At 46.3% G+C, this 15,907-nt stretch carries 18 protein-coding genes; 9 read left to right on the plus strand and 9 right to left on the minus strand.

The features are described from left to right. The first annotated feature begins 287 nt into the window (after positions 1–287). From LDK34_RS06200 to LDK34_RS06215, 4 genes are read left to right on the plus strand one after another with little or no spacing between them, the layout of a single operon-like run. Positions 288–1,223 (plus strand): alpha/beta fold hydrolase, encoded by a 936-nt coding sequence (locus LDK34_RS06200; protein WP_161004466.1) that lies wholly within the window; start codon positions 288–290, stop codon positions 1,221–1,223. Between the two features lie 4 nt (positions 1,224–1,227). Beyond that, positions 1,228–1,650, plus strand: coding sequence for a helix-turn-helix domain-containing protein (locus tag LDK34_RS06205; protein WP_017261531.1), 423 nt, complete (start codon positions 1,228–1,230; stop codon positions 1,648–1,650). Positions 1,651–1,664: 14 nt separating this feature from the next. After that, positions 1,665–2,558 carry an SAM-dependent methyltransferase gene (locus tag LDK34_RS06210; protein WP_178943115.1) on the plus strand — a complete coding sequence of 298 codons (894 nt, stop codon included), beginning with the start codon at positions 1,665–1,667 and terminating at the stop codon, positions 2,556–2,558. A gap of 19 nt (positions 2,559–2,577) precedes the next feature. Next, a complete protein-coding gene (locus tag LDK34_RS06215) occupies positions 2,578–2,751 on the plus strand; it encodes a hypothetical protein (protein WP_161004464.1) in 174 nt (57 codons plus the stop codon). A 117-nt stretch (positions 2,752–2,868) separates the two neighbouring features. Here the strand turns inward: LDK34_RS06215 and LDK34_RS06220 are convergent, their stop codons facing one another. Beyond that, a complete protein-coding gene (locus LDK34_RS06220) occupies positions 2,869–3,276 on the minus strand; it encodes a MarR family winged helix-turn-helix transcriptional regulator (protein WP_178943116.1) in 408 nt (135 codons plus the stop codon). Positions 3,277–3,349: 73 nt separating this feature from the next. Here LDK34_RS06220 and LDK34_RS06225 point away from each other — a divergent pair, with 73 nt between their 5' ends. Further along, positions 3,350–3,829, plus strand: a complete 480-nt coding sequence (locus LDK34_RS06225) for a GNAT family N-acetyltransferase (RefSeq protein WP_178943117.1) — start codon at positions 3,350–3,352, stop codon at positions 3,827–3,829. On the opposite strand, the gene gloA2 is transcribed toward LDK34_RS06225, so the two are convergent. Beyond that, on the minus strand, positions 3,786–4,166 hold the full coding sequence (gloA2, locus tag LDK34_RS06230; protein WP_017261540.1) for an SMU1112c/YaeR family gloxylase I-like metalloprotein: 381 nt from the start codon (positions 4,164–4,166) through the stop codon (positions 3,786–3,788). The genes LDK34_RS06225 and gloA2 overlap by 44 nt on opposite strands. Before the next feature lie 1,048 nt (positions 4,167–5,214). Between gloA2 and LDK34_RS06235 the strand changes: the two genes are divergently transcribed. After that, positions 5,215–5,916: a VTT domain-containing protein gene (locus tag LDK34_RS06235; RefSeq protein WP_178943118.1), complete on the plus strand. Its 702-nt coding sequence runs from the start codon at positions 5,215–5,217 to the stop codon at positions 5,914–5,916. On the opposite strand, the gene LDK34_RS06240 is transcribed toward LDK34_RS06235, so the two are convergent. The 4 genes from LDK34_RS06240 to lplA form a co-directional block, all read right to left on the minus strand. Continuing rightward, positions 5,909–6,556 (minus strand): DNA alkylation repair protein, encoded by a 648-nt coding sequence (locus LDK34_RS06240; RefSeq protein WP_236941576.1) that lies wholly within the window; start codon positions 6,554–6,556, stop codon positions 5,909–5,911. The two genes, LDK34_RS06235 and LDK34_RS06240, sit on opposite strands and share 8 nt — an antisense overlap. 95 nt (positions 6,557–6,651) lie before the next feature. After that, a complete protein-coding gene (locus tag LDK34_RS06245) occupies positions 6,652–7,131 on the minus strand; it encodes a hypothetical protein (RefSeq protein ID WP_161004457.1) in 480 nt (159 codons plus the stop codon). A gap of 2 nt (positions 7,132–7,133) precedes the next feature. Then, positions 7,134–7,568 (minus strand): hypothetical protein, encoded by a 435-nt coding sequence (locus tag LDK34_RS06250; protein WP_017261544.1) that lies wholly within the window; start codon positions 7,566–7,568, stop codon positions 7,134–7,136. A 16-nt stretch (positions 7,569–7,584) separates the two neighbouring features. Beyond that, positions 7,585–8,595 (minus strand): lipoate--protein ligase, encoded by a 1,011-nt coding sequence (gene lplA, locus LDK34_RS06255; RefSeq protein ID WP_161002173.1) that lies wholly within the window; start codon positions 8,593–8,595, stop codon positions 7,585–7,587. Positions 8,596–8,940: 345 nt separating this feature from the next. Between lplA and LDK34_RS06260 the strand changes: the two genes are divergently transcribed. The 3 genes from LDK34_RS06260 (at position 8,941) to LDK34_RS06270 (ending at position 13,318) form a co-directional block, all read left to right on the plus strand. Continuing rightward, positions 8,941–9,393: a universal stress protein gene (locus tag LDK34_RS06260; RefSeq protein WP_178943120.1), complete on the plus strand. Its 453-nt coding sequence runs from the start codon at positions 8,941–8,943 to the stop codon at positions 9,391–9,393. A gap of 584 nt (positions 9,394–9,977) precedes the next feature. Next, positions 9,978–12,302 (plus strand): glycosyltransferase family 39 protein, encoded by a 2,325-nt coding sequence (locus LDK34_RS06265; protein WP_236941577.1) that lies wholly within the window; start codon positions 9,978–9,980, stop codon positions 12,300–12,302. A 14-nt stretch (positions 12,303–12,316) separates the two neighbouring features. Beyond that, positions 12,317–13,318 (plus strand): glycosyltransferase family 2 protein, encoded by a 1,002-nt coding sequence (locus LDK34_RS06270; protein ID WP_236941578.1) that lies wholly within the window; start codon positions 12,317–12,319, stop codon positions 13,316–13,318. Between the two features lie 366 nt (positions 13,319–13,684). Here the strand turns inward: LDK34_RS06270 and LDK34_RS06275 are convergent, their stop codons facing one another. From LDK34_RS06275 to LDK34_RS06285, 3 genes are all read right to left on the minus strand, one after another. Beyond that, positions 13,685–14,572, minus strand: coding sequence for a DegV family protein (locus tag LDK34_RS06275; protein ID WP_017261550.1), 888 nt, complete (start codon positions 14,570–14,572; stop codon positions 13,685–13,687). 105 nt (positions 14,573–14,677) lie between these two features. Continuing rightward, a complete protein-coding gene (locus LDK34_RS06280) occupies positions 14,678–15,157 on the minus strand; it encodes an NUDIX hydrolase (protein ID WP_178943123.1) in 480 nt (159 codons plus the stop codon). Continuing rightward, positions 15,154–15,600, minus strand: coding sequence for an 8-oxo-dGTP diphosphatase (locus LDK34_RS06285; RefSeq protein ID WP_161004451.1), 447 nt, complete (start codon positions 15,598–15,600; stop codon positions 15,154–15,156). The genes LDK34_RS06280 and LDK34_RS06285 overlap by 4 nt, the downstream gene beginning before the upstream one ends. Positions 15,601–15,907 lie beyond the last annotated feature (307 nt).

A 15,907-nucleotide genomic window follows, 5' to 3' on the forward strand; every position in this document is an offset into this window, starting at 1 on the left:
TCATCGACAGACGCAACCATTTCGAATTCAATTGAATCAAGGTTGTAGTTGCAATCTTAGCTGAAGGGCGTCAACAGTGATACCGAGCCGTGAAGGTAACGTTAATTCGGCGGTTTGTCCGAATTTAGGTTACGGACGGTCGCCAAGCCTCGGATTCTCACGAGGCTTGGCGGCGAGGTGAAAGACGGTGCACTTCCGGCTTGAACCGGTCCCACGGCGAGCGTGTCACTGTTGACAACCGTAAGCGGAATTTCAACCCAAAATCCACATGACTCAAGGAGGTTATCATGTCAGTCACTGCGTTTTCATTTCCATCCACAGACCGCCGGCACGAACTGGAAGCCCGCATCTGGACGCCAGATGATCAGCAGCCCGTCGGCACCATTCAGATCGTGCACGGTATGGCAGAGCACATCGACCGCTACCAACCGTTTGCGGAATTTCTCAATGCTCACGGTTGGGTCGTGGCTGGCGATAACCATCTGGGTCATGGTCATTCGGTCGGCCATTCACCACTCGGATACTTTGGCAAACAACAGCCGATTGAACATCTCATTAATGATGAGTTTACCCTAACTAAACGACTGCGCCACGACTATCCTGGTCTCCCGCACGTCATCATCGGTCATTCCATGGGTGCCATGATGGTCCAATTATTCTTAACTCAGTATGGAAGTTGGGTAGACGCAGCCGTTGTGATTGGCTCGGCCGTTGCTCATCCGATCCTAGCTGTGATCAGACCCATAGTGGCCGTCCTCAACAACTTTGCGCCCCGCCGACCTAATCACACGCTGGATAGACTGGCCTTCGGTGCTTATGCCAAACGGTTCCCTGAGGATTCGCCCTTTCAGTGGCTGTCGGAAAATCCCGTCAACGTTCATCGTTACAACAATGATCCGTTGTCTGGTTTCACCTTCACCAATAACGGCTTCTCCGTGCTGTTTCGGATGACAACATTGTCGACCAAACGACAATGGCATCAGGGCATCCCCAAACAACTGCCAATTCTATTCACCAGTGGTAAAGAAGATCCCGTTGGCGGCTTCAGTTTGGGACCACGCCGTCATGTCCGTTCGCTAAAACGAGCTGGCTTTACCGACGTGACACTCAAATTATGGCCGCACATGCGTCACGAAATTCTGAACGAACGCGACCATGAGCAGGTCTATGCGGTACTATTGAAGTGGATCGAAGATCATACAATCTCTGTAGAAAGGAAGTGAGAATATGTTCCCTGAACGTTTGCGTGCTATCCGCCGTGGTCGTCACATTACATTGGACCAGTTGGCGGACGCACTAAGTCAGAACCTCTCACCAAACGAAAAGCCGAACACTGCTTCACAAATTGGTAACTGGGAGCGTGGCATTCGGACCCCTTCCTACATTGAAGTGCGCAAACTTTCCGAATTCTTTGACGTCTCGCTGGATTACCTAACTGGAAAAACGGAACTGGATGAATATGATCTAGGCCGATTATTTCTCTCAGGCAAACGGCTGACGTTTAACGGCGAAACACTGAGCAGCCAAGACCGTTATGAAGTGTACCAATTGATTGAAGGCTATCTTCACGGTCGGCAAACACGCCGTCCAGATGTCCCAATTGATCATCAAGAAGAACTTGATCTTGGTTATGACGACGAAAAAGAATAGAAAGGCACCCGTGTATGAATCCAAAACAACTTCGCAAACTTAAGCGCCAGGTTCAACAGCAACCCAAACGTAAAGTAGCCCCGTCAACGGATGCGAATGGCCTGCGACCCGACGCTGGTGCGCACAACGATTATATTGCCGAAATGAACCAATTTCGGGACCAATTTAACGGTTTGGGTGAAGCTGTCTTCCTGATTAATCAGGTATCGGAAGCTGACCGGTTGTTGTCGCGCGGACTGTTGCCACAACCGCTACCGGAACTATTGTTGCCAGACAACTTCCAGGACACCGTTTATCAGCATGTCTTGAAGCAATATCCGATTGGTGACAAACGTGGCGACAAGGTGTGGAATGCATTTTCCAACGCCCTGCCACGTTTGGACGCTGCCCTTCGGAACTTCCGCGACTACCTCGAAGATACGTATGGCATGTGGGCTTACATCTCCGCACCGTTTGTTAACGACCTGAGTCAATATCTGAACGGTCGCCCAACGCTCGAACTCATGGCCGGTAATGGCTATATCTCAAAGGGATTGCGGGACAAGCAACCTTCACAACAGATTTTCACTACCGACTCCAAGGACTGGACGAAAGAAAACGAAACCGGCAAGCACCCCGTGACCAATATTGAACAACTCGATGCGCTCAGTGCCATCGAAAAGTACGGTGACCAAGTCGGTAGCATTGTCATGTCCTGGTCGCCAGATGGTCAGGAGATTGACTGGCAAGTCCTTCAAGAAATTCGCCAGCTGAAAAATCAACCTGAGTTCATCGTCATTGGCGAGCAAAACGGTGCCACCGACTCTAAGACATTTTGGCAAAACGCTGATCTGACGGAAAGTGAACCTTTAAATCGTAATTTTAGCCGATTCGACCTCATTCACGATCGAGTATACATCGTCAAATAAGCTATTAAACGAGGTATTTATGAGTAAAACATTACGTGACGCATTGTCCTTTTTGGCTGGTGGTATCTTCCTGTTAGCCTTTGGCATCTGGGACAAGCAATTGGCCAGTGGTGCGTTTGGATTCGTGTTATTGCTGATTGGTCTGTATAATCTGTACAGCTACTGGCATGAAAGACAGAATAAAGATAAATAATTCTTAAACCAACACTCAGCCTGATAAGATTATTGCTTTTCAACAAAGCGTTTAAAAAATGACAATTCTGAAATTTTCAGAATTGTCATTTTTGCTTACAAATCACTTTAAGACTGTTTACAGATTTTGATTAATTTTAGTTAGTAGCTCCGCTAATAGTTGCTGCTCCCCGGGTGTTAACGAGCCGATTGTCCGGTCAGCCACCCCTGCTTCAAATTGATGAATGGTTGGATACAGTGCCGTGGCCTTCTCTGTTGGAAATAACCGACGAACTTTTTTGTTAACTGCGTCCGGCCGTTTCTCGACGTAACCTTCCGCAATTAACTTTTGAACGGCCCGAAAACTTGTCGTGCGGTCAACAGCCATGTCCGCAGCCAAGGCATCAAAAAAGAGTCCCGGCCGTTCACAAATCCGCAGTAGATATTGAAAACGATTATTGTTCAGTCCTTGAGATGCGAATTCGTGATTGGCGCTCGCCGTAGCGCGCCGTGAAAAGGTACCGATTTGTCTTAATTCATCAATCATTTTAAACTCCTTGTTGCATTTGCAATAAAATAAAACTATACTAAATGCCATTAATAACGAAAGAAGTAACACTATGTGGCAATTAAAACGGTTTTCCGAACTCACTCCAAATGAATTATACGACATCTTCTATGCACGAATCCAGACCTTTGTGGTTGATCAAAACCGGATTTATCAAGAAGTCGATGAACAGGACAAGGCAGCCCTGCACTTAATGGATTACGAAAATGGTCGTCTTGTTGCATACGCACGAATTTTCACAGAAGAAAAGCACGTGACGTTTGGCCGCGTGCTGTCGATTCCCGAAGTTCGTGGACAAGGTTACGGACGATTGCTACTCGAACAGATCATGCAAGTATTAAATGATCACTTCAGCGATCTACCCGTCGAAATCGAAGCCCAAGAACAGGTTCAGGGTTTATATACAAAATTTGGTTTTCACGCTGTGGGCGATGTGTTCTTATTCAACCACACACCACACATCAAGATGGTTCACGAGCCATTGGCAACTACTCATGCAACTCAATTGGCTGCCCATCAGGGTCGTGAATAAACGTCATCGCCTTCCCAGTGAATTCGTCATGGCGAATCGGTTCAGACTTGACACCCAGTTCAGCTAACTCAATCACCGTTTGCGACACATCTTTTACCATAAAGGCAATGTGGCGTAATCCCAGGGCCTCTGGATACGTTAACCGTGCCGGACTGTTTGGACGCACAAAGAGTTCCAACTGAACGTTGCCAGCACAAAGCATGATCACGGTATCATGTTTAATTGGACGGTCATATTCACTGACCATCTGAAAACCAAGCTTCGTTATATAAAAATCCTTGGCCTTCGTGTAGTTTGAAACGACGATTGCGATGTGATGCAATGTGCTTAATTCCATGTGTGCCCTCCTCTTTGTGCGGCTTGGCGATTACTTAGTGCTCAGGCCGCACTCCTTACCTATTAGTGTAGCATACTCGCCAACTTCGCTTGTTTTGAATGCTTAACTCAAGCACCAACAAAATGAGCAAAAAAAAGCTTCTATCATAAATGATAGAAGTTAGTTTGGCGTGTCTGGTATACCTCCCAGACTTGAGGGGTTCTTCAATCACGAAGAACTGAGTACCGGCACCCAATTAGTAGTCGGTGGGTGGGCCGCCGTGTTCCACAACACGAACGATCAAGCACTCCTTATACGAAGGAAAAACGTGCCCCCGGCTTCGATAGCCACTAGCCTCCGCAGAGGAACGACATTACTGCCGTCTGGCTGATCTCGACTCATCGCATGTAAATACACTAACATCTTATTGAGATGAATGCAAATGTGGGATGCGCAGAAGTCAGCATTTTATGGCTGAAAGTGCATATTTAATATCTGTGTGGATTGAGGCTGGCTCATTGAGCTAGTCGCATGTCCGTTACGCCGACCGGCAACGCCACTCATCTAAAAAAGTGAGTAGGTGTGTTGATACCAGCAGTCATTATGGCCTGCTGTTAACGTAAAAAACGAGCAGTCATCGTAAACTTTGGGAAGTTGACGAGTGCTCGTTAACGCAACACACCACCGCTTTTGCGGATCGGTAGGATGCCATCACAAGTGGTATCCTTTTTACGTTGTCATTATAACATGTTCATCCTAAAAAGAGTCAGTACAATTGGATGATTCATGTGACAATAACTCATTCACTTGGTCGTTCAGTTAATAGTGGCCATTATGGCCTGCTGTTAACGTAAAAAACGGGCAGTCGTCTCAACTTTGGACAGTTGACGATTGCTCGTTGATCATCTAGCGCCACCGCTTTTGCGGATCGGTAGGCATGCCATCGCAAGTGGCGTCCTTTTTACGTCGTTATTATAACACCTTCGTTTAGCAAGATGTCCAACAAAGTTTGCCCACGACGTACCCTCTGCTTGGCATTCTAGTCGTTTGCAAGTATAGTAAGACTACTATGACAAACTTCCTGACTTCCACCCGCCTGGCGTGGGTGCTTGAATTTATCTTCCATCCACTATCCTTTTTAGTGCCATGGACCAACCAATTTAACTACTGGGGCTATGTGGTGCTATTTACTGTCCTCTTTTTAGAAAGTGCCTACCTGTTATTCTCATTCTTACCAGCGCAGTCGCTGCTGTTTGTCGCCGGAGCAATTTCTGCGAACCGGTCTTCGGTGCTCAACATCTACCTCTTATTGATTGGTTTTGCGGTGATGACACTGGTCGGATCGACCATCAAATACCGCACTGGCATCCGCATGAAAGCTCGTGCTGATGCACATATTCAGCAAAAACGCGATGAGGGTAAGTCGCAAAGTAAAACCATGAAGCGACTGTCTCAATCTGAAGTCTACTTTGAGAAGTACGGGGGTAGTTTTCTAATTATCGCACGGTTTGTTCCTATTGTCGGCCTTTTCATGCCGCTCATTGCCGGCGAAACTAAGATGGATCAACGCCAATTTCATCTATTTAACACGATTGGCGTCGTGGCTTGGATCTTAATCGCCACGCTGGCGGGCTTTTTCTTTGGCAAAACACAGTTTGTCAAAAACTACTTTACGTTTATCTGCATTGGTATTGCGTTGCTACCGATTATCCTTCACGAAGTCGTTCGGTTTGTGCGTGAATGGGTTGATGCGATTCGTGACCTTAATTGAGATATTTACTCCCTTCACGGACGGCCAATGAACTCATCTTGGATTGATGGTCAGCGATAAATTGACGTACCCAATCCGGATTAGTCTTACTGTAATCGCGTAGTGCCCAGCCAATCGCCTTTTGGATAAAAAATTCGTCGGTCGTTAAATCGGCCAGCATCATCTCACGTAAATATGCTTCATCCGTTAACGTTTTAAAGCCTAACTGCAAGGTAATGCCCACCCGGCGTTGCCAGAAGTCGGGCTTTTCTTTATACCACGTGCCGACTTCTGCTAACCAGTCTGGATGACGTTTGACAACGCGGCCAATCACTCCACGAATAGCGTCGACACTATCCCACCAAGGTTTAACCGTAATATAGTCACTCAGCCACGCTAAGTCATCCCGTGTTAGCCGAGTGACATTATGCTGCATCATATCAATGGCAACGTATTGATACTCACGCTCTGGCAGTGCATATAGTGTCGCAAACCGTCGTCTCAATGCCGACAACGTTAACTGCTTACTGTCAACCAGCAGTGTATGTTCCTGTTGCCTACGTCCTGGTGACTTAACACCAGCAAGCGGAAACTTGTTCTTCATGTATGCGGCCATCCCCTCAGCTGTCTTGGGATCACCCTTTAAAAAAACTGTTATCATTGTTCAAACCCACCTTATGTAAACGGCGGGTATCAGTAAAAGACCACTTTTCACTAATACTCGCCGCAATTGAAACCTTTATTTAATTGTGAAAACTAATCCTCGGCTTCTTTTTCAGCATCAGCCGTTTCTAGTTTTTCAACCTGTTCACGAAGCCAGTCAGTAATCTTGGCACTCACGGAATCTGGATCGTCCAAAAACGCCTGAACAGAACTGGCCATATCAATTCGCATCTTGGACACATTGATGGCTGGCGAATCGAAAATCATATACAGATTTACTTCACGTTCATCGTCAGGATCAAGCATCTTATCAATCTCATTCGCGTAGGCAAACGGCAAATTGATCAATGAACTTTCTAAACGAACATTCATTTCAACATCGTGGAAGCCGGTGATATCAACCCGTGTTTGAATTAATTTACCGGCTGCTAGTTGTTTCTGTGCAAAAGCAATACTGTCAGCCATGACGCCTTCTGGATCATCATTAAGTTTGTCAAACGTGGTTGTGGATGAGGTTGCCACATACGTTTCATCTTGCAATGCCTGTAAAAAATCGGCAACTTTTTCTTCCATGGTTACTTTCTCCCGTTCGCTTGTTTATTTGCTTTGCGTTCGACCCAAATGCGGTTGTTTTCCTCGTAATTGCGACGGAATCGCGCTCCCGCCACAAAGGCTTCAAAGTTGGTAATTAAACCAATTACCGCAAACAGATCGATCATTACGTTTATGAAAACCACCCCGTGGCCCGTAAACGTCTGTACCACCGCTAAGAGTAGCACAGCTGTCAAAATAATCAGAACGAAAGACTGCGGATATACTGAAAACCGCCAGTTAAGTGCAAACATAATGACAGGGATAGCGACGAAGACTAACATAATGCCCTCGTTTGCTAGAAAATGTGGCCACTGCTGGCTCGCGCTCTTGCCAAAGCCAAAGTACACCCCCGCATTTACGATCGTGTAGAAAATCCAGGAAGCAATCGTCAAGCTGACGACACGTACATCTCTCATCTAGACAAAAACCTTTCTATGCCAACAAATCGACCAATTGTTCTTTCGAAATGCCGACGAAATATTTTGCCAGGTCCACGTCTGCCAAAGCAGATGCTAAATCGTCACGGTCATACTTCACGCCCGTCAGTTTGTCAGCCAGTGCAGAAACATCTTCTGGTCCGAAGAAATCCCCGTAGAACTTGATGTTGTTGATCTTACCATCATCAACGTTCAAACGTGCATCAATCGTCCCATAATCAAAGTGCTGACGCTTCTTTACCGTAAATTCTGGTGACTTACCGTAAACCCAGTCCCAATTATTGTAATATTGTTCGTACAACTTGTCGATTTCTTTCTGATCATCGTCAGTAACTTGGACTTCACGGTCCTTGATGTCAGCAAGGTCGTCAACGTTAAACAATTCTTTCAATAAAATGTCACGGAACGTTGGAACATCAATGTCTTGATACTCTTTATCCAAGTAAGGACGCAAGTTGGTAACCCGTGAACGAACGGACTTGATCCCCTTGGAAGCAATCTTATCTTCTGGCACATTAAGTGCATGTGTCACAACATCAAGATCCACGTTAAGCATTAACGTGCCGTGTGAGAATGTCTTCCCATTACGGGTGTACATAGCATTCCCAGAGAACTTCTTGCCATCAACGAGAATATCGTTACGACCAGAAACTTCGGCGGTTGTGGCCCCCATTTTGTGTAAGGCATCTACGATTGGCTTTGTGAAAGATTTGAAGTCGCCAAATTCTTCACTGTTTGAGTCCACCACGAAGCTGAAACATAAATTACCTAAATCCTGATAAACGGCACCGCCACCAGATAACCGACGTGTTACCCGAATGTTGTGTTCTTGAACGTACTTCTGGTTAATTTCTTCCTGAGTGTTTTGATTGCGACCAACGATGATACATGGTTCCTCATAGTAGAATAGTAATAACGGTTCATCAAACTTCTTGTTGTTCATCAAATATTGCTCGGTGGCTAAGTTCTCACCAATGTTGTGCGATTTCATCGAAACATAGTACATAGCGTTAAATCCCCCTAAGCATCTTTTTTATTGATGATTCACCCAGTACAGCGGTTTGTAACAACTTATAAATAGATGAATCACGCTTTCACCAATGATGTTAGCACTTTCTGAAAGCGGACACAATTGCTAATTTGACAGTGTTTCGTTTTGTGATTTCACAAACTTTCTAAATGCTGAATATTACCTTTCATTTGACCAGGCCATTAATTATTGGCAACCAAATAAGTTTACATTTAGTGCCCATAAATTAGTAAATCGCTTACATTATGACTGATAAAAGGTATAATAAAGATAAGGCAAAAGCAGTAGAGTTCCTGATTGATAGAAAGGTGGCACACAGCGATGTTACAGCAATACAAAAATATTCTTGCCCCAGTTGATGGTTCGAAAGCCACTGAACCAGTTCTGGAAAAGGCAATTGAGGTTGCCAAACGCAACGATACGCACCTAGACATCCTGAACGTTTTGGAGGTTAACCAATTCTCGGACAGTTATGGTGGCGCTGTAAGTGGCGATGTCATCTACCGTTTGGTTGAAGACGTTCAAAACCGTTTGGAATCTTTGAAACAACAGGCTGAAAAAGCCGGTGTTAAAGATGTCGACATTCACGTTCGTTTTGGTAATCCAAAACCAGTTATCTCGCGTGAATTTCCTCAGGACCACGGTAACGAACTGATCGTCATGGGTACGACCGGCTTGAACGCCGTTGAACGGTTAATGGTTGGTTCTGTTACCAACTATGTCAGCCGCAATGCGGATGTTGATGTACTGATTGTTAAGGTTAACCAGAAGTAAGCTAATTAAATCACGATTTTATAAAAACAGCAGGTTAGTTCTCGAGTGAGAACTAACTTGCTGTTTTTTTGTATTTTCGATAAATTATTCGTAATGCATAGTTTTTGACAATTTTTGAACAATAAGGCCTTCTGCACAAAAATATGGGTAGAAGTCTGTATTACCCTATTTTTTGAAATTATTTCTACTGAAAAAGGCAACTAAAACTAAAGAGACTGAAAAAAGAGAAAACTGCTACAGTAGCGTTGTGGAGCCAATGAGGGACAAAGTTTCGTGAACGCAATACTAAGTGGATGGTTTTTATCCACTTAGTATTGCTGGGCGACTTTTGAGACGGTTTGTGGCTCAAAATCGAGGTTGAAGACGCCGGTTTTAAGGAAGCTGAGACCGGTCCCACGAAACGGCGTCTCTCGTTGGCGCAGCAATGCGGCTCCTAGCAATAATGAATTGGTATACCCGTTTTAAGCTCCCTTTTAGTTTCGCTTAAGTCCCCTTTATGCAAGCAGGTCTATCGTAATCAACAATGTTCAAGCAATTATTAATCACGCATTCTTGTTTGAAACTAAACGATAGGAAGTGACCTTATGCGTAAGTTTGTTAAACGATGGGACTGGTGGTTAGTCGCCATTCTTGTCCTCGCTGCCGGACTCTACGGGTGGAATATCTGGGAGGCCGGCCAGGCCAACGATTTTTACACGGCCGCAATCGTCAGTATGACAAAGAGTTGGAAGGCCTTTTGGTATGCCAGCTTTGATCCGGCCAGTTTCATTACGGTGGATAAGCCACCGGTTGCCCTCTGGTTCATGGCAATCAGTGCCAAAATATTCGGCGTTCACGGCTGGAGTGTCGTGTTACCGTCCGTCCTGTTTGGAATTGGCTCGGTCGGTCTGATCTACGCCATGGTCAAACCTTACTTTGGACGTTTGGCAGGTAATTTAGCTGCCCTGTTCATGACGATTACACCCATTGTGGTGGCCGATTCACGGACCAACAACATGGATGCAACGTTAGTTTTCTTCTTGTTACTCGCAGGTTTTCTTTTACAACGTGCTGTTGCCAAACGGAAAACATGGCTCGTAATCGTTTCGTTTGCACTTATTGGCGTTGCCTTCAACGTTAAAATGCTGCAAGCGTTTATGCTGTTACCTGCGATGTATTCCTTCTACTGGATTGCCAGCACGGTTGGTTGGAAGAAAAAAATAGTCCATCTGGCAATGGCAACGATTGCTTTAGCAGTCTTCACGTTAGCTTGGCCAGTCGCTGTTGACTCAACCAACAAGAACAGCCGTCCCTACATTGGAAGTTCATCAACGAACTCCGTTTTAAACTTAGCCTTTGGTTACAACGGTTCACAACGTTTGCTCGGTCAATCGACCGGCACCGGTAGTCGCTTCCCAGGCATGGGCAGTAGCAGTAAAGGCAAATCTGGTCAGGCGCCAACGGGAACTAAGGGCAAAACGGGCACCCCGCCGTCAGGATCAAAGACCGGTGCTAAGGGCACCAAGCCAACTGGTAAAAAAGCCAGCGGCAAAATGATGGCCGGAACCAAGATGCCCGGTGGTTCCAAAGGTGGCGCACCAACTGGCATGACTGGTGGCAAACAAGGAGACGGTGCCGGCGGTGGTGGCGGTGCCTTCAACATCGGTACCACAGGCCCATTCCGTTTGTTCCAGCAAGCACTTGGCGGTCAGGTCAGCTGGTTCTTCCCACTGGCATTAACTGGCTTAGTTGGCGCTTACTTATATGAAGCTGACCGTAAGAAACGGTGGTGGCAAACAACGCATAATCAACAACAGCTCTGGTACTGGGCTGGTTGGCTCGTGCCAGTTGCCGGATTCTTCAGTATCGCTAGTTTCTTCCATCCCTACTACATGATTATGCTCGCACCACCGCTTGCTGTTCTGGGCGGAATCGGCATTGCCACGTTTGTAAAATCCGTCAAAGAAGGTCGTCAACCTTGGCAACGATATATCTTTGCTATCGGATTACTCACCACAGCGGCGCTGCAAGCATGGTACGTTTACAGTTACTATCCGTGGTTAAGTTGGCTTATCGCTGGCGGGTCTGCCATTACGGCAGCGTTGATTGCTTTCGTATTTACGAGCTGGCGTAAAGTCGCCGTTACCAGTACGTTTGCGATCACCTTGCTGTCACTAGCGCCAGGATTTTGGTCATTAACACCAACCATTGCAGGTGAATCAGCGGCCATTCCAACAGCTGGCCCCGACTTATTAACAAGTGGTGGTAACAGCGGTGGTATGGGTAACGAATCCGCAAACACTAAACTGATCAAGTATCTCGAAAAGCACGATGGCAACGCCAAATATCTGTTTGCCACAATGGATTCAGGCACCGCCGCGCCATATATTATTAAAACTGGTAAATCTGTGATGACGATTGGTGGTTTCAACGGTACCGATAATGCAATCTCGCTTGCCAAGTTTAAGCAACTGGTCAAAGCCGGTCAGGTCAAATACTTCTACGTTGCCGGTAAGAGCACTAGTGGCAGCATTGTGAACTGGGTTAAGAAACACGGTACCAAGATAAGCGCCAAAACTTACGGCGGTACAAGTGCTAGCTCCATGATGGGTGCTACAAGCACATCAGAAAGCAAAACAATCAGTAGCGCCAGCAAGAAGGCGACTAAACCAACGGGCAGTAGACAAGGTGGCCAACCCGGCGGTCAAATGCCTTCTGGGTCGAAACCGTCTGGCATGAAGAAGCCATCGGGAACAAAGAAACCTAGTGGTGTTCAAAAACCATCAACCACCCCAAAAACGTCTGGCACATCCAAGCAGATGACCAAACCGTCGCAGAAGCCGTCCAGCAAAACCGGTTCAAACAAACAGGGTCAGCCAGGTGCTGGTGGCATGGGTGGCAACGGCGGTACGTTGTACAAACTGAACTAAGGAGGAAGGCAACCATGACGAATACTTCAAATCAACTTATTTCTATTGTGATGCCCGTTTTCAATGAAGAAGCGCTCATTATGAAGACGATTCGAACCGTTCAAGGGTTTGTCAGCCAACAACCTGAACGCTACGAAATTATCTTCGTTGATGACGGTTCAAATGACACAACAACGGATAAAATTCGTAAGGCAATCGCCTTCCATCCAGAGATGCGGCTTGTCCGTTTCTCCCGTAACTTTGGCCATCAGCTAGCGATTACAGCAGGCATTCGCTACGCTACGGGTCAGGCCGTTGTGGTCATGGACGCGGATTTGCAGGACCCACCAGCCGTCATTGCAGATATGGTAGTTGCCTGGCATCAAGGTGCTGATGTGGTGTATGGCAAACGACAACAACGCGATGGTGAATCCTGGTTCAAAAAAACCTCCGCTAAAGCCTTCTATCGCATTCTACACAGCATCACCAACGTTGACATTCCAGTTGACACCGGTGACTTTCGTTTGATGGATCGCAAAGTGGTCAACGTCCTCGAACGAATGAATGAGGATGAACCCTTCGTTCGCGGCATGGTCAGCTGGGTTGGTTTCAAACAAACCGCAGTGGAATACGAACGCCAACCACGCACCAAAGGCGTCTCCAAATATCCTCTTCGCAAGATGGTCCGTCTGGCAATGGATGGCATCACATCGTTTTCAAACCTACCCCTGAAGTTTGCTAATTGGACAGGCGGGCTCCTATGTATGGCCGCTGTCCTTACCTTAATCTCGGCTATCTGGACAGGTTTTAACGGAACGACACTCCTGTTGGCGGTCGACCTGCTGATAGGTGGCCTACTGCTGCTCAGTATCGGCATTCTGGGGCAATATCTCGGCCGCGTGTTCAGTCAGTCGCGCGAACGCCCTTTGTACGTTGTGGCAGAAACAATGGGCTTTCCCAGCGGTGCTAACAATCAACACAGTGTGGCTCGGACAATCCCAGTTAGTCAGGTCCAAAAGATCAGAAAACAATCCTAACTAAATTGACACAAATAAGGGTTCCAAACATTATTAGCAAGCGCTAACGGTGTTTGGAACCCTTTTGAGATTGAAGTTTAATTTACGAATGGTACGGGGGCTTGGGCATCACTCTGTTTAAACGTGCACCTGTCGCCCAGAACCCTGTGCATAACACGTAAGTCAATGCATTCGGGAAACCCACCGAATACTTGGCTTACCCGTTATTGCTCGGTTTCTCCCGGGCTTCGGCATCACTCTTTCTAAAACGTGCACCTGTCGCCCAGAATCCTGTGCATAACACGTAAGCCAACGCATTCGGAAACCCACCGAATACTTGGCTTACCCGTTATTGCTCGGTTTCTCCCGGGCTTCGGCATCACTCTGTTATTCTTCTCCCAGCGTTTGCCAGTCCTCGGCCCAGACGAGGCCCATGACCTTTTCGCCGGTATGCACACCGATAGAAGGCCCAATGTGAGCAACCTCAAACTGAGGATCTTTGCCACCGTCCGTTTTCAGGTTTTCACTGGTTAAATCACTCATCCAAGTGGCACTGGCATCAGGGTTGTTCCCGTCAATCACGCCAACACGCACCGGATAATCTTCATCGCCCAATGACGCCTCAAAATCACGCTTAACTTTCTGGAAGGCACGTTTGGCTGTTCGTTCTTTCGTTAAGGCAACAATTTTAGCATCTTCAAACGTCAGAATCGGTTTGATCCGCAATAAGTTACCCACAAAAGCTGAGCTGTTCGTAATCCGACCCGTCCGTAACAAGTGACTTAAATCGTCTACCACGAAGTACACATGGGTCGTCTCACGCAAATGTTCAAGCACTGGCAAAATTTCAGCAGCATTCTTGCCAGCCTTAGCCATCTTAGCAGCCAGTAAGGCCAACCAAGCTTCACCTTCACTAGCCATTCGCGAATCAAACGGATAAACTTTGATTCCCTTTACGGTTGGTGCATACGCTTCAAGGTTTTGCAGGAACGTCGTAATACCGCTCGATAAGTGAATACAAATCACTTCGTCATAGCCTTCTTTGATCAGTTCATCAAACTGCTCCTGCATCTGCATCATCGTTACTTGTGCAGTCGATGGCATTGCCTTTTCTTCACGCATCCGTTTGTAAAACTGTTCACTGGTAATATCAACATTTTCTAAGTAGGTTTGGGTGCCAAATATTACAGTAATTGGCACCACTCGGATACCAGCAGCCTTCGCTACTTCAGGATCTAAGTAACTGGCGCTGTCCGTGATCACAGCTGTTTTCATCCCGCTGCCTCGCTTCATCTTTATTGGTTGAAGAGAATTTGTTCACAACCATTGTGTACATTCATCATACCCGATTTGCTACCATTTTTCGAGCGAGCAATCACTTCAGTCGTCAATATCATTCACGTATTGAACAACAGTAGGCAATGTTGTCGATTGTCCAATGATTGCTGGATAAATTGGCATGACCGGAAAGTCTTTTAAGTTAATCCATTCAAATGTGTGACGGCCGATGCTAAACCGTTCGTTTGGTAAGTTGGCTAATTGTGGACTGTCGAGTAAATGAACGAAATTAACTTGTTGCCACATATCTTCTGGTGTCCCAAATTGATGTTCCATCACCCACAGTAATCGTTTGGGCAGCACATCGAGATGAAGTTCTTCCCGATACTCCCGCTTAATCGCAGAAATAGAGGACTCGCCAAACTTAACCTTGCCACCAACTAATGCAAAATACGATTGACCATTGTCATCGATATCACAATGGAGTAGTGCCTTGTCGTCTCGAATTAGCAGTCCACTTGTGCGCACGTTAAACGTTCGTTTATCACGTTTAAACAGCAGATCATCAGCCTCTTCAGTCATTTAAATTCGCCATCCGGATTTTCTAAGTATGTCAGTTCAGACACACTGCGTTTTTCAAAAACATTAAGTAATTTATCCATGCCGTCCGCAATTTCATGTTCGAACATTTCATCACGTCGCATCCAGCAAACTTTGCCTTCATCAGACGATCGCAATTCCCCCGAATAGGAATCGGTTCTAAACAGTGCGACAACATAACGCCCATGTTCGGTCATAAATTCTTTAATCCCACAAAAGATGGGATTATGAATGTCTAGGCCTGTTTCTTCCTTCACTTCTCGAATCGCAGAATCTACAAAACTTTCGCCGGCCTTCACGTGACCACCCGGAAATGTGTAACCAGGCCAATCAGGATTTTTGCGATCCTCAACCAAAATCTGGTTGGTTTCGTTATCCGATACCAGTACCATGTTAGTCAATTCAACTTCTTCGGTCTTCGCCATGTTACCCTCCTCGTTTGCCTGCGCGTTTTTGACAGCGTGGCTATATTATCTTGCTAATACAGCGGTTTTGCAATCATGAAATTTTGCAAATGAACGTTCTTTTTATTTAGTGCTTTGATTATAAGTGCTAGAACTTAATCAGATTTTTAAAGTTCAAAAACAAAAGTGCGGCCAAATGAGTCGAAGGGAGCCAAAACTGAGCGGAAGCCGTGAGGGTGCTGTTAATGAGACGGTTTGAGTCGAATTTACTGCACAGGACTGTCGTGAAGACGTGCCCCCTCGGCTTCACGGCGAGGTGAGAAACCCG

It is taken from the genome of Furfurilactobacillus milii, from assembly GCF_021654115.1.
Lineage (GTDB): Bacteria > Bacillota > Bacilli > Lactobacillales > Lactobacillaceae > Furfurilactobacillus > Furfurilactobacillus milii.